Genomic DNA, 17,682 nt, shown 5'->3' with positions numbered 1-17,682 from the left:
GGATGCCGCGCGACATCCGACCTCACGGAGATGGGATCAACGCGTTTGATTCAATTGCCGCCGGAGAGACCGCCGGTTCCGCGACATGACGGGCACCCGCCTTGCGCAGATGGATGGTGGCGATGTCGTCAGCATAAACCTTCTGCCAGCCGTCGACGTGATCGAGCAGCTTGGTCGCAGCACTCTGCGTGCGCAGCAGGGTCGCCTCGATGCCGTAGTCCTTGAGCAGGCGGAACAGATTGTCCGGCTCCATCAGGCCGGACGCGGCGTTGTGATCGACGAAGAACTTTTCGCCATAGAGCTCTGTGCGGCCGTCGATGAACGGCGCGACACCGGCTGAGATCAGGTAGCCGCCGAAATCATAGTCATTGAGAACCCGCGTGAGGTTGAGCTTCTTCAGCTCGGTCACGGCCGCGACCGGGGTGCCGCGCATGTTCGGCGTGTAGTTCAGGATCGAAGCCGAGGCGACCGTGCCGGCGCCGAGCGCGAGCATCACTGCCGCCGTCAGCGCCGCTCCCGACGCGCGCCCCGGCGGCAGCACGGGCGACGCGCCCGCCTGCCGCGCGAGCGGTGCGGCGAGCACCAGCGGGCCGACCAACGCCAGGATCTCCGCCGCGCGCGCCTGCGCCAGCGCCATGTGCAGCAGGCCGAGCAGCATCAGGATCCGCACCGGAGGCAGCCTGAGACCATGGAACAGCGCGACCCCGATGGCGATCAGCAGGCAGATCTCGAACGGACCGAGCCCCTGGAAGTCGGTCGCCTTCCATTCCACGATCAACGGCAACGCCTGGCCCAGCGAGAGGATCTTCTGCGACGCCAGCAGCGCATTCCAGCCATAGGGCGTGCAGCAGCTCGCCGCCAGCGCGAGCGCCGCAAACCCGGCCCAGCGCAGCGCAAGGCCGGAGCGGACCGAGCGATCGGCATTCACCAGCGCGTCGAGCGCGGCGGGCGCGATGAAGAACAGGCCGAACACGAATCCGCCATGCAGATTGGCCCACAGCGCGATCAACGGCACCAGCTGCCATGGCGGCGCAGCCCTGCGATCGGCCGCATCGACAAGTCCGGCGATCCAGGCGACCAGGATCGGAAACGCCAGCACATGCGGCCGCGCCAGCAGATGCGGCAGGCAGAGCAGGAACGCCGCGACCACGAACACCAATGTCGTGGCGTCGCGCAGATGCCGACCGAGGGCGCGCGCGAACAGCGCGAAGGACAGCGCGGTCGCCGAGGCCGCCAGCACCACCGGCCCGGTCCAGCCGGCGAACGTGTAAGCGGCGGCATAGGCGACCTGCGCCAGCCACTGCGTGGAGATCCAGGGCGCGCCGCGCATGGTGAAGGAATAGACGTCGACCTCCGGGACCGCGCGATGATCGATGATCCACTGCCCCACCGTGATCTGCCACAGCGTGTCGGGATCGTTGAGCAGCCGATTGCCGGAGATCAGCAGCAGCGCATAGGCGCCGGCGCCGACCCATAGTGGCAGCAGCGCCTGCGCGCGCCCGGCGGTCGCTTCGGTGTGGGTGACGGACAGCGTCATCGCGGCATGGCCCCGTTGGCGGAATTGCTCCGCCCAGCCAAGCATGCACGGCATAATTCGCGGTAAACCGCCGGCGCATCCGGACCCGACCGGGCGTCTTCGCCCCATTGTTGCCACATTATCGCCCGGCGTTTGCGCCAATTACGGTGTGCAAAGTGTAAAGCGCGTGCTGGGGGGCTACTCGGCATGCGTGTGGTTCCCGGGGGATCCTGACACATGAGACGTCTTGTGCTGACGGCCTGCATCGCAGGCTTCGCGATGGCTGGTCCCGTGCCGTCTGCAATGGCTGCCGATGATGCGAGCACCGCATCGGACAGTGCGGCCAAACCGAAGGCCGGCAAGGTCAAGCTCGCCCATGTCCGCTCTGACGGAACCAGGGAGCTGGCGGCACGCAGCGCGGTGACCAAGGCCGCGCGCGAGGTCGAGGCGATCGAGGCCGTCAGCAGCGCCGACACCTCCCCGCCGATGGACGCCAATGCCTCAGCGCCCGCCGACACCGATGCCATCCCGGCCGCTGCGGCCGAGCCCCGCGAGGCCGAGCGCAAGGCGGCCGAGGCCAAGCCGCGCCACATCGACACCGGCCATCCGCACATCGACGCGCTGGTGGCGGTGCATGCCGCCGCCAACAACATTCCGGAATCGCTGATCCACCGCGTCATCGTGCGCGAGAGCAAATACCAGAAGGACCTGGTCGGCCGCTGCGGCTGCATCGGCCTGATGCAGATCAAGCTCGGCACCGCGCGCGGCCTGGGCTACACCGGCGACGCACAGGGCCTGCACGATCCGAACACCAATCTCACCTATGGCGTGCGCTATCTCGCCGGCGCCTATCGTGCCGCCCGCGGCGATCACGACCGCGCCGTGCTCTACTTCGCCAGGGGCTACTACGAGGAGGCCAAGCGGCAGCGCTTGGCCGACGCGCGGCCCGCCGGCCGCTCCGAGCGGACGAGCGGCCCGCTCGACATCACCCCGAAGATTGCAACCGGCCGCCACGCGCGGGCGCACTGATCGCCATTGGTTCCAAGGGCCACCGGCTTTGTCTTTCCGTGACACTCCGTTGACACGGGGGGATATCGGTCTATTTTAAGTGCGTTCCGAGGGGAGCTCCGAGGGGAGCTGAGATACCGCAGCGTGATGCGGTGACCCTTTGAACCTGATCCGGGTCATGCCGGCGAAGGGACAGGGATGCAGCAGACAACCACGCGCGGGGATGTCCCCGTTTCCATCATCGGTGCGGGCATCGCGGGTGCCTGGCAAGCCTTGCTGCTCGCGCGCGCGGGCCGCGAGGTCACGCTGCACGAGCGCAGCGACGCCGATCTGATGCTCTCCACCAGCCATTGGGCCGGCGGCATGCTGGCGCCTTATTGCGAGAGCGAGGTCGCCGAGCCGATCATCAGCCGGCTCGGGCTCGCCTCGCTCGACATCTGGCGGCGCGAGCTGCCGGACACGCCGTTCAACGGTTCGCTGGTGATCGCGCATGCCCGCGACCGCGCCGACTACGACCGCTTCGCCCGCCGCACCTCCGGCTATCAGCGGCTCGACGCGCAGCAGCTTGCGGCGTTGGAGCCGTCGCTGGAGGGCCGCTTCCGCGAGGGCCTGTTCTATCCGACCGAGGGCCATGTCGAGCCACGCCGCGTGCTGCCGAAGCTGCATCAGCGCATCGTCGAGGCTGGCGGCCGCGTGCTGTTCAACAGCGACGTCACGGCTGATGATCTCGACGGCCTCGTGATCGACTGCCGCGGGCTGGAGGCGCGCGACGCCGAGCCCGAGCTGCGCGGCGTCAAGGGCGAGATGATCCTGATCGAGACCGCCGAGGTGCAGCTCGCGCGGCCCGTGCGGCTGATGCATCCGCGCTTCCCGCTCTATCTGATCCCGCGCGAGGACAACCTGTTCATGCTGGGGGCGACTTCGCTCGAGGCCGAGGACACCGGCGTCAGCCTGCGCTCGGCGCTGGAATTGCTCGGTGCCGCCTACTCGGTGCATCCGGCGTTCGGCGAGGCGCGCATCCTCGAATTCGGCTCGGGGCTCAGGCCGGCCTATCCCGACAATCTGCCGCGCATCACCATCAAGGGCGAGCGCGAGATCCGCGTCAACGGCCTCTACCGCCACGGCTTCCTGATCGCGCCGGCGCTGGCGCAGGCGACCTTGAACTATCTCGCGCACGGCCAGATCGACAACGAGGTGATGCGATGCGCGTGACCGTCAACGGCGAGGCCCGCGACATCAGCGCGACCAGCGTCGCCGCGCTGCTCTCCGAGCTCGACTACGAAGGCACCCATTTCGCGATCGCGCTGAACTACGACGTGGTGCCGAAGAGCCGCTGGGCCGAGACGCAGCTCAAGACCGGCGACGAGATCGAGATCATCGCCCCCCGGCAGGGAGGGTGATGCTCATGGAGCTCGCGCCACAACCACCACTGTCATCGCCCGCTTTCGCGGGGATGACAGGCTTCGTTGCGGCGACCACCGTCCGACATGACGGAGACCATTGATGCCCACCTTCTACGACAAGACTTTCGCCTCCCGCCTGCTGATCGGCACCGCGCTCTACCCATCGCCTGCGATCATGCAGGATGCGATCCGCGCCTCGGGCGCGCAGATCGTCACCGTGTCGCTGCGGCGCGAGTCGGCCGGCGGCAAGACCGGCGATGCGTTCTGGAAGCTGATCAACGCGCTCGATGTCACCGTGCTGCCGAACACCGCCGGCTGCCGCAGCGTGCGCGAGGCGGTGACGACGGCGAAGCTCGCGCGCGAATTGTTCGGCACGAGCTGGATCAAGCTCGAAGTGATCGGCGACAACGACACCCTGCAGCCCGACGTGGTTGGTCTCGTCGAAGCCGCTGATATCCTGATCAAGGACGGTTTCGAGGTGTTCCCCTACTGCACCGAGGATCTCACGGTCGCGATGCGGCTGGTCGATGCCGGCTGCAAGGTCGTGATGCCCTGGGCGGCGCCGATCGGCTCGGCCAAGGGCATCATCAACCGCGACGCGCTGAAGCTGCTGCGCGACCGCCTGCCCGATATCACCCTGGTGGTCGACGCCGGCCTGGGCGCGCCGAGCCACGCGGCGGAAGCACTTGAGCTCGGCTACGACGCCGTGCTGCTCAACACGGCGATTGCCAAGGCTGCCGACCCGGTGGCGATGGCCCGCGCCTTCCGGCTCGGGGTCGAAGCCGGCCGCACCGCCTACGAGGCCGGGCTGATGGACGCCCGCGATTTCGCCTCGCCCTCCACCCCTGTCGTTGGGACACCGTTCTGGCATGCCGTATCCTGATCGCTTCTATCCCGTCGTCGACAGCCTCGCCTGGGTCGAGCGCCTGACCAGGCTCGGCGTCGGCACCGTGCAGCTGCGCGCGAAGGACCTCAACGACGGCGAGGCGCTGCAGATCGTCACCGACGCGCTGGCGATCACCAAGGGCACGGCGACGAAGCTGATCGTCAACGACTACTGGCGCGCCGCGATCGTTGCCGGCGCGCAGCACCTCCATCTCGGCCAGGAGGACCTCGCCGACGCCGACGTCGCCGCGATCAAGGAGGCCGGCCTGACGCTCGGCCTCTCGACGCATGACGATGCCGAGCTGGAGACCGCGCTCGCCGCCAAGCCCGACTATGTCGCGTTGGGGCCGATCTTCCCGACGACGCTGAAGGCGATGCGCTTCGCCCCGCAGGGCATCGCGAAGATCGGCGAGTGGAAGAAGCGTGTCGGCACCATCCCGCTGGTCGCGATCGGCGGCATCAAGCTGGAGCAGGCCGCGGAGATCTTCGCCGCCGGCGCCGACTCCATCGCCGTCGTCAGCGACGTGACGCAGAACCCCGACCCCGACGCCCGCGTCCGCGCGTGGCTCGATGCGACCAAGGAGCCGGCATGATGCGCGCGGATTTTGCGAATGCGTCTGAGAATTGTTGCAGGAGATCACCTCCGCGAACGCGGTGTGCCCCCCTCCCCCTTGCGGGGAGGGGTCGGGGGTGGGGGTCCACGCGCACAGCTCTCCATGTGACGTCACGTCCGGCACGCTGCAGCTCTAAGGAATCGCCCACTCATCAGCATCGCATTCCGGGCACCCCCACCCCCAACCCCTCCCCGCAAGGGGGAGGGGGGCGCACTGCACTCGCCGCAAGACCTCCCGCCAACACATCGCCTCTGAACGCCGGGCGCTTTGGCCGGAATAACAACAATTGAGAAGGAGGATCCCATGAACATCCGCTCCAATCCCGACACCACCCTGCCCGCCGTCACCACCGGCCCGCTGCCGTCCTCGCGCAAGATCTACGCAACGCCGGACTCCGCGCCCGACCTGCGCGTGCCGCTGCGCGAGATCATCCTCTCGGAAGCGGCCTCCGAGCCGAACCTGCCGGTCTACGACACCTCCGGTCCCTACACCGATCCGACTGTGACGATCGACGTCAACGCCGGCCTGTCGCGCGCCCGCACCGCCTGGGTGCGCGAGCGTGGCGGCGTCGAGGAGTACGAAGGCCGCGACATCAAGCCCGAGGACAACGGCAATGTCGGCGCCGACAAGGCCGCAAAGTCGTTCACCGCGCATCACAAGCCGCTGCGCGGCCTCGACGGCCACAAGATCACCCAGCTCGAATTCGCCCGCGCCGGCATCGTCACCAAGGAGATGATCTACGTCGCCGAGCGCGAGAATCTCGGCCGCAAGACCCAGCTCGAGCGCGCCGAAGCTGCGCTTGCCGACGGCGAGAGTTTTGGCGCATCCGTGCCCGCCTTCATCACCCCGGAGTTCGTGCGCGACGAGATCGCGCGTGGCCGCGCCATCATTCCCTGCAACATCAACCATGCCGAGTTGGAGCCGATGATCATCGGCCGCAACTTCCTCACCAAGATCAACGCCAATATCGGCAACTCGGCGGTGACATCCTCCGTTGAAGAGGAAGTGGACAAGATGGTGTGGGCGATCCGCTGGGGCGCCGACACCGTGATGGATCTCTCGACGGGCCGCAACATCCACACCACCCGCGAATGGATCCTGCGCAACTCGCCGGTGCCGATCGGCACCGTGCCGATCTACCAGGCGCTGGAGAAGTGCAACGGCGATCCGGTCGCGCTGACCTGGGAGCTCTACAAGGACACCCTGATCGAGCAGTGCGAGCAGGGCGTCGACTACTTCACCATCCACGCCGGCGTGCGTCTCGCCTACATCCACCTCACCGCGAACCGCGTCACCGGCATCGTCTCGCGCGGCGGCTCGATCATGGCGAAGTGGTGCCTCGCGCATCACAAGGAGAGCTTCCTCTACACGCATTTCGAGGAGATCTGCGACATCATGCGCAAGTATGACGTCTCGTTCTCGCTCGGCGACGGCCTGCGCCCGGGCTCGATCGCGGATGCCAACGACCGCGCCCAGTTCGCCGAGCTGGAAACACTTGGCGAGCTCACCAAGATCGCGTGGGACAAGGGCTGCCAGGTCATGATCGAGGGCCCCGGCCACGTGCCGATGCACAAGATCAAGATCAACATGGACAAGCAGCTCAAGGAGTGCGGCGAGGCGCCGTTCTATACGCTCGGGCCGCTGACCACCGACATCGCGCCGGGCTACGACCACATCACCTCGGGCATCGGCGCCGCCATGATCGGCTGGTTCGGCTGCGCCATGCTGTGCTACGTGACGCCGAAGGAGCATCTGGGCCTGCCGGATCGCAACGACGTCAAGACCGGCGTCATCACCTACAAGATCGCCGCCCACGCCGCCGACCTCGCCAAGGGCCATCCCGCCGCGCAACTGCGCGACGACGCCCTCTCCCGCGCCCGCTTCGAGTTCCGCTGGACCGACCAGTTCAACCTCGGCCTCGACCCGGACACGGCCAAGAGCTTCCACGACGAGACCTTGCCGAAGGAAGCCCACAAGGTCGCGCATTTCTGCTCGATGTGCGGCCCGAAATTCTGCTCGATGAAGATCACCCAGGACGTCCGCGACTACGCCGCGACGCTGAATGATCCAGCCACCGTCGGCATGACCATCAGCGGCACCATCGAGGACGGCATGGCCCAGATGAGCGCCAAGTTCAAGGAAATGGGCGGCAGCGTGTATCTGGATGCGGAGAAGGTGAAGGAGAGCAACAAGGCGTTGTCCTGAAGCCCGCTCAGTTCCACTCTCTCCGTCGTCATGGCCGGGCTTGACCCGGCCATCCATCGAAGCCGGGCGCAAGCCCGGCTTTCTTGTTTGAGGTCTGCTCGGTCCTTCGATTTCGCAATTGATGCGTTGGTTGCCGCTTGTTGCGACAATGACGGAAGGTCGCTGATGTCCGCCTTCTCAATTTCAGCGACAAGGAACGGTCGACGAATGCAGAAACAGCCTCCTTCACGTTCCCAATCCACAACTATCCGCAAGGAACGCGAGTAAGTAAATCCAAGGGATTAGATCAATTTCGGTTTAGTGGCCCGTTAAACCGACCGCCAACTAAGTTATTTCATCATTGTACTTTGTAGGAAAGGACATCACCTTCGCGGCGAAAGAAGCAGGAGAATCTGATGTCCGGACGGTCTTCCCGCGAGCCAAAGCAGCACTGGTTGTTCGGTCTAGCCGCCTGCCTGTGGCCGGTCGCCTTTGCACTAGTAGGAATTTTCGGTAGCCTGCCGAAATCCACTGCCCAGGTCCTAGCGCGTGCTTTGCGCCTCTTGTGAATAGTTACGAGATCGAAATGGACGTCCCATGCCCATCCACCACATCCCCGCCCCACCCCACATCAAAGCCCCGCCGCTGTCGTTTGGCACCCGGATCGGCGACCTCCTCTTCATCTCCGGCATTCCCGGCTTCGATGCCCACGGCAACCTGCCCGCCGAGTTCGACGCGCAGTTCACCAATGTCGTGACCAACTTCACTCGCGTCCTGACCGAAGGCGGCGCGACCATCCGCGAGTTGGTCAAGGTCAACGTGCTGCTGACGCGAGCCGCTGATGTCGCGACCATGAACCGACTCTATGCCGCGGCGTTCGGGCCGGCACCCTACCCCGCGCGCACCACCTGCGTGGTCGCAGCGCTGCCTGATCCGAAGATGTTGATCGAGATCGAGGGTGTCGCGGCGGTCGCGAAACGGTAGGGTGGGTTAGCGGACGGCAACCGACGATCTCTCCACGCTCGCACATGGCTGAACGCCGTTCGCGTAACCCACCATTCCAGGCGGCGGGTTACGCGCCCTGGCAAACATTCCCTCCGCGGTGAAATCGTCCCGCGGGCGCTAACCCGCCCTACGTTCTGCCCGATCCGAAGATGCTGATCGAGATCGAGGGTGTCGCGGCGCTCGTCGTAACGTGAGCTGGTCAGGCCGAGGGCGTTGCGCGATCCGCTTCGGCGCGCGCGAATGCCCCCCACCCGACCGTCGACCGACCTACGGCACGTTGATCTGCTTCCTGCTCGTGGCGCCGATCACTTCGATCCCCTTCGTGCCGCGCACGTGTGTGATGTCGAGGACAACGTGATACGGCGCGGTCTGCGGCAAGCCGATGCCGCTTTGGCAGCCGACCACCTCGATGCCCCAATATTCGGGTTGCCGGATATAGATCAGCGGATGCAATTCGACCTTCATCGTGACCCAGGGCTTGGTGCCGGTGACGATCAGGAAGTAGGTGTTCGGAACGATGCCGGGCACCACGGTCGCGCTGTCGAACGTGATGATCCTGCATGAGGTGGACTGAGGTAGAGCCTCGAAAGCCTTGATATGCGCTTCTTCCATGACAAGCTCCGTTGAAATGAAACTCAAAAATTTGCCGCGCTCAAACAATCGCGGATTTTAGACTTCAATTCCGTGAATTACAACCAATGATTGTGACTCCATGTTGGTGACACTGACACCGTCGTGGACGCGCATTCACCCGTCTAGCGCCCCCACTCCAGAAGATGCTGATCGAGGACGTCGCGGCGGCCGCGACACCGCAGGGTGGGCAAAGCCGCCGTCGGCGCTCGCAGAGCGGCGGCGAAGGCGCGCCTACCGCGGAGAGCATGGTGGGCACGCGTCAGCCGACGCGCGGCGATGCAGCGAGACGTCGCTTCGCCCACCCTACGGTTTGGCCGATGAGGCGACGGTCAATGACTATGATCGTCGTCCAGCGATCGTGCTGCCGATCAGCGGACGCCGCTCTGCCGTTCACGCGACCTCGACGAGCGGAAGATGCCGGTCGAGCAACACGCCGTTGCGCTCCGCAGCAGCACCGCGAGTTTCCCTTCGCATCACCTGCACTGACGCCGCCGTTTGCCGCCACCGCGGCGGCCTGCCTCATTCCGCCGCAACCCTGCGTCGTGATGGCCCCCGGTCTGCTATTTCGTCTCTTGCGGTCGATTTAAATTTTAAATAAGATTTAATAGTCCGAAACATTATCTCCGAAAATTTCACGATAGATGTTTTATTCATTGCCGATCCATGCCCTGTTGCGCCTCGTCGGCGCCGCCACGGCGCCATTGCGGGAGGCGATCCGGGAGGCCTTCCAGGCCCAGGTCTATCCGCTCGGCTACGTTCCCTCGCATGACGGCATGCGCGGGCTGATGACGCTGGGCGTCGTCACGGCGCATGTCTCCCACAGCCTCGTACCGGGCGCGGTGCTCTATATCGACCTGTTCTTCGTCGCCAGCGCCTATTACATCACCGGCCTGCTGCTGCGGGACATCGACAAGCACGGCCACATCAGGTTCCGTCAGTTCTACGCCCGGCGCTTCGCCCGGATCGTGCCGCCGCTGCTCCTGATGCTCGCGGCCTATCTGCTGTTCACCTGGCTGCTGCGGCCGCCATTGCTGCCGGCGGTCGAGCGCGCGGCGATCGCGCTCTCCTACATTGCCAACTACTGGTACGTGCTCGATCCGAAGACGATCGAGGACATCGGCCACACCTGGACCCTGTCGACCGAAGAGCAGTTCTATCTGCTGTGGCCGCTGACCTTCGCCCTCCTGGTGAAGCGGTTCGGCGTGACCTGGCGGCTGGTCGGCGCCATCTGCGCCATCGCGGCCGCAATCTGGGCCTGGCGCGTGGCGCTGGTGATGGATGGCGCGGAGTGGCGTCGGCTCTACACCGCGTTCGATACCCGCGCCGATGCGCTGATGGCAGGCTGCGCCATGGCCGTCGTGCTCAGGCTGGTGCCGCAAGGCGCCTATCCCGCGCTCGATCGTCTGTGGCCTAAGCTCGCATGGCCGCTGTTGATCTACTGGATCACGGTCACCTTCCTGTTCTGGCCAGCGGACGGGCCGAGCATGAACTACTATCTGTTCGGCAGCATGGTGTGCGGCGTGCTTCCGGGCACCCTCGCGCTGACCATGCTGGGGCGGAGCCACGGCACGATCTGCCATCGCATCTTCGAATGGCCGGTGGCGATCTTCCTCGGCCGGATCTTCTACGGCATCTATCTCTGGCATCTGCCGATCCTGAACTTCCTCGACAGCTACGGCGTCTGGTGGCCGCTGCGGCTCGCGATCGGGCTGCCGCTGTCGATCGTGGCGGCGACGCTGTCCTACGCCTATCTCGAGCGCCACTTCCTGCGCCGGCGCGCGCAGCCGGTCACCTCGCCGCCGATCGTCGCGGGCGCGTCTCCGGTGCTGGTTCCGGCAGCGAGCTTCGGCGCGGATCTCCGCTTTTCGTCGCACGCGAGCACCGAAGGCGTCCGCCCCTGAGCCGTGCGCCGAGGTCGCCGAAACGACCGCGCCAGCCCCGCAATCAAGTCGACGCGCCGAGCCTGCAAACCCGCCTCCCCTTCCGCCGGGATCATCAGGAGTGATCAGGTGACCACGATCGCGCGCTTTTGACGCACGCGTTCTGCAGACTTGCCTTCAAAATGAACGAGACCGCTCCGACATAGGGCCACCCGCTGGCCGGGCCAGTTCGTTGCCGGAGTTGACGATGCCTCGTTTCACCACAATCTTTTTTGCTGCATCTCTCGCGGCCGCGCTGCTCGCCGCCGCGCCCGCCCAGGCCGGCTACTACATCATCCGCTGGGACAACACCGGCATCTGCCAGGTCTGGAGCGAGGCCTTCGCCTTCAAGCCGGTCGCATGGCCGTCGAGCTATCAGGTCATCAGCCGGCCGGTGCCGACGTTCAACGACGCCGTGACCCGGCAGATCAGGCTGCGCCAGCAGGGCCGCTGCACGCTGTGAGCCCGCGCGCGCCTTATGGCATCACGTGACGGCGGCAAGTCGTCGTTTCACATCCCGGACATCGCTGTGAATGACGGCACGCGCGGCTTGCGTTGCGCGCGCTTTTGTCGCACCACTTTGGCCTTGGTCCGGCCGCAAGGCCGGTGGCCCGCGCAGGCGGGCGATTGTCGTTGTTTTGTTTGAGGAGATTGATGATGCGTCGCCTGACCACGCTCGCCGCCGCCGCGGCCATTGCAGCCGCCTCGATCGTGCCCACCGCCTTCGCCGCGCCTGCGCCCAAGTCCGGCTACTACGTGATCCGCTGGGACAACACCGGCATCTGCCAGATCTGGAACACCGAGCTGCAGTCGAAGCCGGTGGAGTGGCCGTCGACCTACAAGATCGTGTCCAAGCCGGTGCCGACCTTCGTCGAGGCGACCAACATCCAGCTCAAGCTGCGCGACGAGCGCCGCTGCTTCCTGTAAGCGGCGTTCGCACGCAGTCGTACATGGCGGCGGTCAGGCTGCGCTGACCGCGCTCGCCTGCATCGGCACGAAGCCGGGCAGATCGGCGATCCGCGCCAGCCATGCTTGCACGTTGGGGTACGGCGTCAGCGATACGCCGCCTTCGGGCGCATGCGCGGTGTAACTATAGAGCGCGACGTCGGCGATGGTCGGCGTCGCGCCGGTCAGATAGGGTCGCGCGGCAAGTTCGCATTCCATCACCCCGAACAGGCTGTTGGCGAGCTGGTGCGCCCGCGCCATGTCCAGCGGCACGCCGAACAAGGTCGCAACCCGCGCCGCCGCCGGGCCGAACGCGAGCGGACCGGCCGCGGCCGACAGCCAGCGCTGGACCTGGGCCTGGCCGAGCGGATCGCGCGGCAGCCACGTGCCGGAGCCGTCATAGCGGCCGGCGAGATAGACCAGGATCGCATTGGAATCGGGGATCACGGCGTCGCCGTCGACCAGCACCGGCACCTGGCCGAACGGATTGAGCGCGAGGAAGTCCGGCCGCTTGTGCGCGCCGCCCTTGAGGTCGACCTCGACGAGCTCGCAAGGCAGGCCGAGCAGGCTCAGCATCAGCCGCGCGCGATGCGCGTGGCCGGAGAGGGCGAAATAGTACAGACGACGTTGCGACATCAGGTGCTCCCGTGGCTCCGCGTCACCTAGACCAGGGACGCCGCAGCAACAATGCGGCCTCCCTGCAACAGGCTGTTGCAGCGGCTGCAACAATGCGACAACGCCAGCCATGGACCGCCTGCCCGACCAGCTCCAGCCCGGCCTGCGCCTCGTCTTCGTCGGCACCGCCGCGAGCGAACGCTCGGCGGCGACCGGGCACTACTACGCCCATCCCGGCAACCGTTTCTGGCGCACGCTGTTCGCGGTCGGCCTGACACCGCGGCTGTACCAGCCGCAGGAATTTCCGGCGCTGCTGTCGCTCGGCATCGGCTTCACCGATCTGTGCAAGCTGGGCGCGGGCATGGACCATGTCGCGCTGAAGGCCGGCGTCGACGTCGCCGGTTTCGCCGCAAAGATCCGACACCATCGGCCGGCAACCGTCGCCTTCACCAGCAAGAAGGCCGCGAGCCTGTTTTATGGCAAGCCGATCGGCACGATTGCGCTGGGGCGGCAGCCGGAGCGGGAGCAGGATGATTTCCCGACCGTGTTCGTCCTCGCCTCACCGTCCGGCGCGGCGTCGGGTGCGTGGACGGAGCAGCCGTGGCTGGAGCTGGCGGCGCATGTGGCAAAGATCTGAGGCAAGCGATTTTGCCTCAGATCCCATGATGACCTCAGATCCCATGATGATGAGTAACATCATCATCACTGCGAGCAAACTACTGGCGACCTCCGCGCAGTGCCAATGACTGCGCCCTCGCCCCTTGTGGGAGAGGGCATGTAGGACAGAGCGGCAAACTCGCTTGGGTGAGGGGTTTACCTCGACGAGTTCAACTTGCGGAGGAGCCCCCCTCACCCAACCGATTACGTTGGTGGGCCGGCGATACCCTCTCCCACAAGGGGCGATGGCGCTGTGTTGTACAGCGCAACGCTCGAGCGCAAACGACTGATGTGCCCCGATCTCAGAACGGCCCTATCATTTTCGACCCTTACCCGACGGGCAATCTCCGCATCCCCGCCATGCACCAACTGCCCGTCGTGTTAGTTTGTCGCACGTCCGCGCGCTTGCCATGTCGGGCAAATCAGGACGATGTTTCCGCTCAACCCGCCTCATGCAGAGGGACGTACGCGTCGTCACGATACGTGGAGGTGGGCCGCGGTGGACGTGATCGCTGCGCCCGACGAGCGCGGCTGTCACGTACGGCGAAATCGTGATGTCCTGATACCCCGAAGCTGGTATCACGTGCGTGCTCATGCGGAAGCGTGACGCGTGCAATGGCGGCCAACAAGCCGGCGCGCCAGGGAGACCACGTATAAGCCGTCAGACCATGCGCGCAGGGAAGGCCGGGATGTCTCCGCCGAACCTGTGGTTCTGCCGCGTGCTTATCTGTTGCACGCGGACCATGGGAGCGGCGAGCTCCCGGCCTTCCCTGCCCCTCTCAATTTTCGATGGGGCTCGCACGATGCATCCCTCGCGCACGCGGTGCGGCGAGAACGCGGACTTATGAGCAGGAGTGAGGGAGAGAGATGGTGTTGGCAGTGCTCAGCACGCAACGACGGTCCTCGCCCGCGCAGGCGGGCGATGACACCTGTTGTGAGTTGCTACGCAGCCACGATGACGACGACGATGACGCAACTACCTGATCGTGATCGCGAGCCCGGACAGATCGACGTTCGCCAAGAGGCCGATCTGTTCACCCGAGAGTTCCAGCACCGCGCCCTTCTGGTTGGTCAGCACGATGCCGCGCACGCCGCGGCCGACGGCGAGGCCCGCGCCGGCGGCGCCGTAGACGCCCTCGACGTCGGACGGACGCCAGATGTTGCTGACGCGGCCGCGCAGCACCGTGCGCGAGCCGCCGAACACCAGGCCCCAGTCGAGGCCGCCGGTCGACAGCGGATAGGCGCGGCCGTGGAAGTTCAACACGCCGCTGCCGCCGGAGCCGCCGATGATCCACCCCGCCTTGTAGATGGTCAGCGTAATGAAGCCGCCATCCGCGTGCGCCGTGGCCGGAATGACGGCGCCGCAAGCAGCCGTCAGTGCCACCAGCAGACCGCGAAGCGAGGATGCAATTGTCATGGATGAAGTCTCCAGCGAAGTGAATTTGGGCTTGAGGTCATTCGATGGCCGTGTGTGACGATCGTGCCCCACCAAGCGAATCGATCGGGCCGAATTTAGCCCTTTGCGCGGCACCACGCATGCGCCGCCGCCGGTGTGTTCGAAATGACGCGCTCTCACCGCAGGAATTTGGCAATGCAAACGGCCCGCCGCCGACATTGACGATGGCTGTCGGAGGGCATGCCGACCGGGCGGGCCGTGATGTGCCGCCGGCCGCCGGCGAAATGGGTCGAGACCCGCGCAGAACCAAGGCGATTTCGGGGTATTTGGCGCGCTGGAGGCGGCCGGACGCCGGCGTTAAGGCCCCATTAACCTTGTCCGACCACGGTGATTTACGGGCTGGATGTTTAGTTGGTCTCGATGTTTACGCGTCGTTTCAGTGGCGGCGCGGGCGTTGATCGGGAGGAGTTATGTCGCAAGAGTTGTCATCCGAAGCCGCAAGTCCGTCACTCGTGCCGCTTGCCATGCCACCGTCGCGCTCCGCGGCGGAGGTCCTGCCGCTGTTGATCGGCACGCCCTTGTCCGAGATCGAGCGCGAGCTGATCGTGCAGACCCTGGCGCGCTGCAACGGCAATCGTACCCACGCCGCAAGGCTGCTCGGCATGCCCGTGCGTACCTTGCGCAACAAGATCCGCATCTACACGGCCGACGGCATCGCGGTGCCGGCCTATTCGGCCTGATCCGACGGCGGCCACGCGATATCCCATCGCGTGGAACTCATCAGGATGCGGCGCCGATTGATGTTGATCAATCGGCCTCGCAGCCCTGCTGCAATTGCTGCCGTCGTCGCGGCTCTGTTAGGCTTCGCTGCGAATCAAAGACGTGTAGCGGAGTTGCGGTAGTGGCAAGGAATCCGGCCGGACGCGGCCTGCAGGGCCCGGTGGGTCCACGTGGCCCGCAAGGGCAGCCCGGGCGGCGCGGACCGGATGGTCAGCGCGGCAAGCCCGGTCCCGACGGCAAGGCGGGTCCGCAAGGCAGGCCCGGTCCGCAGGGGCCCCGCGGCGAGGCCGGTCCGCCCGGCAAGCCGGGACCTGCCGGACCGCAAGGTCCGCAGGGCGAGCCGGGAGCGCCAGGCACGCTGCCGACGATCGATCAGCTGATGCCCTGGCTGGAGCAGATCTTCGCCGCCTATGACGACTACAAGCGCAACCGCGATCGCGAGGCGCATGAGCGCGAGGCCGAGCTGGTCGCGGTGCGCGACATCTTCGCCGCCACCACGCATGACGACGCACTGGACGAGGCCTTCGAGGACGACGATCCGCACGACATCGACCTCCCGAAGAAGAAGAAAAAGAAGAAGGGCAAGAAAAAGAAGAAGCACGACAAGCACGCCCAGGGGCGCGACGACCACGACGACGAGGGTTTCTGAGCTTCGCCCTCCGTCAGGGCACGATGGGCCTCAGCGCGGGCCGAACCGGGCCGCCGAGCGTTCCCGCGCCTTGGCCGCCTCGATCTCGCGGTCGCGCGGCGGCGCCTGGGTCTGCAGCGAGGTCAGGAGCCGCCGCGCGGCGTCGGCCACCTCCTCGACCGCGCGGGCGAAGGCGGCCTCGTTGGCCTGGGAGGGCGCGTTGAAGCCGGACAGCTTGCGCACGAATTGCAGGGCCGAGGCCTGAATTTCAGCCTCCGTCGCCGGCGGCTCGAAATTGAACAGCGTCTTGATGTTGCGGCACATGATGAGTCCCATCAATCCGGTACTGAACCAGGTCGCAGACCGTGCTATCATGCCTCCGACGCGGCCGGAAGAGTCGCGCATGATCAGGGGGAGTCCATGTTTCGACCGCTTGCCGCCGTTCTTGCCGCCGTCGTCGTTGTTTGCGCGCCGGCCCGCGCCGCCGACTATCCCGCCCCGAAGCAGGGCGACTTCGTCGTCAAGGATTTCAAGTTCCACACCGGCGAGACGCTGCCGGAGCTGAGGCTGCACTATACGACCGTCGGCGAGCCGACCGGGCAGCCGGTGCTGGTGCTGCATGGCACCGGCGGCTCAGGCGGAAGCATGCTGGTGCCGACCTTCGCCGGCGAATTGTTCGGCAAGGACCAGCCGCTCGATGCGAGCAAATACTACATCATCATTCCCGACAGCATCGGCCACGGCAAATCGTCAAAACCCTCCGACGGGCTGAAGACGAAATTTCCCGCCTATGACTATGCCGACATGGTCGACGCGCAGCACCGCCTGCTGACCGAGGGGCTCGGCATCAAGCACCTGCGGCTCGTGATCGGCAATTCGATGGGCGGCATGCATAGCTGGGTGTGGGCCACGCGCTATCCGGACTTCATGGACGTCGCGGTGCCGATGGCCTCGCAGCCGACCGAAATGGCGGCCCGCAACTGGATGCTGCGCCGGCTGATGCTGGAGACGATCCGCAACGATCCCGACTACAACGGCGGCAACTACACCGCGCAGCCGCGCATGATGAAATACGCCGTCACGGCCTATGCCACCGCCTCGGCCGGCGGCACCATCGCCTACCAGCTCGCGGCACCGACCGCCGCCAAGGCCGACAAGCTGGTCGAGGAGCGCCTCGCCACGCCGATCCCCACCGACGCCAACGACTTCATCTATCAGTGGGACTCCTCGCACGACTACAATCCGTCCGCCGATCTCGACAAGATCAAGGCAACCGTGATGCTGATCAACTCGGCCGACGACGAGCGCAATCCGCCGGAGACCGGCGTCACGGTCGACGCGATGAAACGCGTCGCCAACGGCAAGCTCTTCCTCATCCCGACCTCGGCCGAAACGCGCGGCCACCTGACCACCGGAAATGCGAAGTTCTACGCCGAGCCGCTGCGCGACTTGCTGGCGACGGCGCCGCAGCGCGGCATGTAGATCGGCGGAGGG

General features: G+C 66.0%; 19 protein-coding genes and 1 riboswitch. Of the genes, 14 read left to right on the top strand and 5 right to left on the bottom strand.

Translation table 11 applies throughout. The annotated features are described in order from the left end of the window. Positions 1–22: 22 nt before the first annotated feature. Positions 23–1,537 carry a hypothetical protein gene (locus tag ACQR13_RS13195; protein WP_315750255.1) on the bottom strand — a complete coding sequence of 505 codons (1,515 nt, stop codon included), beginning with the start codon at positions 1,535–1,537 and terminating at the stop codon, positions 23–25. Positions 1,538–1,753: 216 nt separating this feature from the next. On the opposite strand from ACQR13_RS13195, the gene ACQR13_RS13190 reads away from it, so the two are divergent. The 7 genes from ACQR13_RS13190 to ACQR13_RS13160 all read left to right on the top strand — a co-directional run bounded on the left by ACQR13_RS13190 (position 1,754) and on the right by ACQR13_RS13160 (position 8,594). After that, the gene (locus ACQR13_RS13190; protein ID WP_315750254.1) at positions 1,754–2,545 is read left to right on the top strand and encodes a lytic transglycosylase domain-containing protein; all 792 of its coding nucleotides are present in this window, start codon (positions 1,754–1,756) and stop codon (positions 2,543–2,545) included. Positions 2,546–2,624: 79 nt separating this feature from the next. Next, a riboswitch (TPP riboswitch) is annotated at positions 2,625–2,735 on the top strand. Further along, positions 2,723–3,736, top strand: coding sequence for an FAD-dependent oxidoreductase (locus ACQR13_RS13185; protein ID WP_315717817.1), 1,014 nt, complete (start codon positions 2,723–2,725; stop codon positions 3,734–3,736). (Overlaps the previous riboswitch by 13 nt.) Beyond that, positions 3,727–3,924, top strand: a complete 198-nt coding sequence (thiS, locus tag ACQR13_RS13180) for a sulfur carrier protein ThiS (protein ID WP_434862894.1) — start codon at positions 3,727–3,729, stop codon at positions 3,922–3,924. Before ACQR13_RS13185 ends, thiS begins: the two co-directional genes overlap by 10 nt. A 103-nt stretch (positions 3,925–4,027) precedes the next feature. After that, a complete protein-coding gene (locus tag ACQR13_RS13175; protein WP_316191907.1) occupies positions 4,028–4,810 on the top strand; it encodes a thiazole synthase in 783 nt (260 codons plus the stop codon). Beyond that, complete coding sequence (locus ACQR13_RS13170) at positions 4,797–5,405, top strand: thiamine phosphate synthase (protein ID WP_315717820.1); 609 nt, start codon at positions 4,797–4,799, stop codon at positions 5,403–5,405. Before ACQR13_RS13175 ends, ACQR13_RS13170 begins: the two co-directional genes overlap by 14 nt. 324 nt (positions 5,406–5,729) lie before the next feature. Beyond that, positions 5,730–7,631: a phosphomethylpyrimidine synthase ThiC gene (thiC, locus tag ACQR13_RS13165; protein ID WP_434862893.1), complete on the top strand. Its 1,902-nt coding sequence runs from the start codon at positions 5,730–5,732 to the stop codon at positions 7,629–7,631. A gap of 576 nt (positions 7,632–8,207) precedes the next feature. Then, positions 8,208–8,594 carry a RidA family protein gene (locus tag ACQR13_RS13160; protein ID WP_315750250.1) on the top strand — a complete coding sequence of 129 codons (387 nt, stop codon included), beginning with the start codon at positions 8,208–8,210 and terminating at the stop codon, positions 8,592–8,594. Between the two features lie 288 nt (positions 8,595–8,882). Here the strand turns inward: ACQR13_RS13160 and ACQR13_RS13155 are convergent, their stop codons facing one another. Beyond that, on the bottom strand, positions 8,883–9,227 hold the full coding sequence (locus ACQR13_RS13155; protein ID WP_315717823.1) for a hypothetical protein: 345 nt from the start codon (positions 9,225–9,227) through the stop codon (positions 8,883–8,885). Between the two features lie 662 nt (positions 9,228–9,889). Here ACQR13_RS13155 and ACQR13_RS13150 point away from each other — a divergent pair. The 3 genes from ACQR13_RS13150 (at position 9,890) to ACQR13_RS13140 (ending at position 12,094) form a co-directional block, all read left to right on the top strand. Then, complete coding sequence (locus tag ACQR13_RS13150; protein WP_434842853.1) at positions 9,890–11,149, top strand: acyltransferase family protein; 1,260 nt, start codon at positions 9,890–9,892, stop codon at positions 11,147–11,149. A gap of 226 nt (positions 11,150–11,375) precedes the next feature. Continuing rightward, positions 11,376–11,630, top strand: coding sequence for a hypothetical protein (locus ACQR13_RS13145; protein ID WP_315717825.1), 255 nt, complete (start codon positions 11,376–11,378; stop codon positions 11,628–11,630). A 194-nt stretch (positions 11,631–11,824) separates the two neighbouring features. After that, positions 11,825–12,094, top strand: coding sequence for a hypothetical protein (locus ACQR13_RS13140; protein WP_315827115.1), 270 nt, complete (start codon positions 11,825–11,827; stop codon positions 12,092–12,094). A 33-nt stretch (positions 12,095–12,127) separates the two neighbouring features. Here ACQR13_RS13140 and ACQR13_RS13135 read toward each other — a convergent pair whose 3' ends face one another. Further along, positions 12,128–12,748, bottom strand: coding sequence for a glutathione S-transferase family protein (locus ACQR13_RS13135; protein WP_315717828.1), 621 nt, complete (start codon positions 12,746–12,748; stop codon positions 12,128–12,130). Positions 12,749–12,857: 109 nt separating this feature from the next. Here ACQR13_RS13135 and ACQR13_RS13130 point away from each other — a divergent pair, with 109 nt between their 5' ends. After that, positions 12,858–13,364, top strand: coding sequence for a mismatch-specific DNA-glycosylase (locus tag ACQR13_RS13130; protein WP_434842852.1), 507 nt, complete (start codon positions 12,858–12,860; stop codon positions 13,362–13,364). Between the two features lie 996 nt (positions 13,365–14,360). On the opposite strand, the gene ACQR13_RS13125 is transcribed toward ACQR13_RS13130, so the two are convergent. Then, positions 14,361–14,801: a hypothetical protein gene (locus ACQR13_RS13125; protein WP_315717830.1), complete on the bottom strand. Its 441-nt coding sequence runs from the start codon at positions 14,799–14,801 to the stop codon at positions 14,361–14,363. A gap of 449 nt (positions 14,802–15,250) precedes the next feature. On the opposite strand from ACQR13_RS13125, the gene ACQR13_RS13120 reads away from it, so the two are divergent. Both ACQR13_RS13120 and ACQR13_RS13115 read left to right on the top strand, forming a co-directional pair. Further along, positions 15,251–15,520 (top strand): helix-turn-helix domain-containing protein, encoded by a 270-nt coding sequence (locus ACQR13_RS13120; protein WP_315717831.1) that lies wholly within the window; start codon positions 15,251–15,253, stop codon positions 15,518–15,520. A 161-nt stretch (positions 15,521–15,681) separates the two neighbouring features. Beyond that, positions 15,682–16,209 (top strand): collagen-like protein, encoded by a 528-nt coding sequence (locus tag ACQR13_RS13115; RefSeq protein ID WP_315717832.1) that lies wholly within the window; start codon positions 15,682–15,684, stop codon positions 16,207–16,209. A 30-nt stretch (positions 16,210–16,239) separates the two neighbouring features. Here ACQR13_RS13115 and ACQR13_RS13110 read toward each other — a convergent pair whose 3' ends face one another. Then, on the bottom strand, positions 16,240–16,512 hold the full coding sequence (locus tag ACQR13_RS13110; RefSeq protein WP_315717862.1) for a DUF2277 domain-containing protein: 273 nt from the start codon (positions 16,510–16,512) through the stop codon (positions 16,240–16,242). A 96-nt stretch (positions 16,513–16,608) separates the two neighbouring features. Here ACQR13_RS13110 and ACQR13_RS13105 point away from each other — a divergent pair, with 96 nt between their 5' ends. Further along, positions 16,609–17,670 (top strand): alpha/beta fold hydrolase, encoded by a 1,062-nt coding sequence (locus tag ACQR13_RS13105; RefSeq protein WP_316173033.1) that lies wholly within the window; start codon positions 16,609–16,611, stop codon positions 17,668–17,670. Positions 17,671–17,682 lie beyond the last annotated feature (12 nt).

Origin of the sequence: Bradyrhizobium sp. HKCCYLRH3059, assembly GCF_051168035.1 — a bacterium.
GTDB lineage: Bacteria > Pseudomonadota > Alphaproteobacteria > Rhizobiales > Xanthobacteraceae > Bradyrhizobium.
Note: the sequence above shows the minus strand (reverse complement) of the source record. Positions and strands in the feature narration are given on the sequence as shown.

Excerpts from the sequence above, each read along its gene's own strand:
- thiS (WP_434862894.1), top strand. The coding sequence starts at position 3,727 with ATGCGCGTGACCGTCAACGGCGAGGCCCGCGACATCAGCGCGACCAGC.
- ACQR13_RS13190 (WP_315750254.1), top strand. The coding sequence starts at position 1,754 with ATGAGACGTCTTGTGCTGACGGCCTGCATCGCAGGCTTCGCGATGGCT.
- ACQR13_RS13185 (WP_315717817.1), top strand. The coding sequence starts at position 2,723 with ATGCAGCAGACAACCACGCGCGGGGATGTCCCCGTTTCCATCATCGGT.
- ACQR13_RS13170 (WP_315717820.1), top strand. The coding sequence starts at position 4,797 with ATGCCGTATCCTGATCGCTTCTATCCCGTCGTCGACAGCCTCGCCTGG.
- ACQR13_RS13135 (WP_315717828.1), bottom strand. The coding sequence starts at position 12,748 with ATGTCGCAACGTCGTCTGTACTATTTCGCCCTCTCCGGCCACGCGCAT.
- ACQR13_RS13105 (WP_316173033.1), top strand. The coding sequence starts at position 16,609 with ATGTTTCGACCGCTTGCCGCCGTTCTTGCCGCCGTCGTCGTTGTTTGC.
- ACQR13_RS13125 (WP_315717830.1), bottom strand. The coding sequence starts at position 14,801 with ATGACAATTGCATCCTCGCTTCGCGGTCTGCTGGTGGCACTGACGGCT.
- ACQR13_RS13155 (WP_315717823.1), bottom strand. The coding sequence starts at position 9,227 with ATGGAAGAAGCGCATATCAAGGCTTTCGAGGCTCTACCTCAGTCCACC.
- ACQR13_RS13110 (WP_315717862.1), bottom strand. The coding sequence starts at position 16,512 with ATGTGCCGCAACATCAAGACGCTGTTCAATTTCGAGCCGCCGGCGACG.
- ACQR13_RS13175 (WP_316191907.1), top strand. The coding sequence starts at position 4,028 with ATGCCCACCTTCTACGACAAGACTTTCGCCTCCCGCCTGCTGATCGGC.
- ACQR13_RS13145 (WP_315717825.1), top strand. The coding sequence starts at position 11,376 with ATGCCTCGTTTCACCACAATCTTTTTTGCTGCATCTCTCGCGGCCGCG.
- ACQR13_RS13150 (WP_434842853.1), top strand. The coding sequence starts at position 9,890 with ATGTTTTATTCATTGCCGATCCATGCCCTGTTGCGCCTCGTCGGCGCC.
- ACQR13_RS13120 (WP_315717831.1), top strand. The coding sequence starts at position 15,251 with ATGTCGCAAGAGTTGTCATCCGAAGCCGCAAGTCCGTCACTCGTGCCG.
- ACQR13_RS13160 (WP_315750250.1), top strand. The coding sequence starts at position 8,208 with ATGCCCATCCACCACATCCCCGCCCCACCCCACATCAAAGCCCCGCCG.
- ACQR13_RS13140 (WP_315827115.1), top strand. The coding sequence starts at position 11,825 with ATGCGTCGCCTGACCACGCTCGCCGCCGCCGCGGCCATTGCAGCCGCC.
- ACQR13_RS13195 (WP_315750255.1), bottom strand. The coding sequence starts at position 1,537 with ATGACGCTGTCCGTCACCCACACCGAAGCGACCGCCGGGCGCGCGCAG.
- ACQR13_RS13130 (WP_434842852.1), top strand. The coding sequence starts at position 12,858 with ATGGACCGCCTGCCCGACCAGCTCCAGCCCGGCCTGCGCCTCGTCTTC.
- thiC (WP_434862893.1), top strand. The coding sequence starts at position 5,730 with ATGAACATCCGCTCCAATCCCGACACCACCCTGCCCGCCGTCACCACC.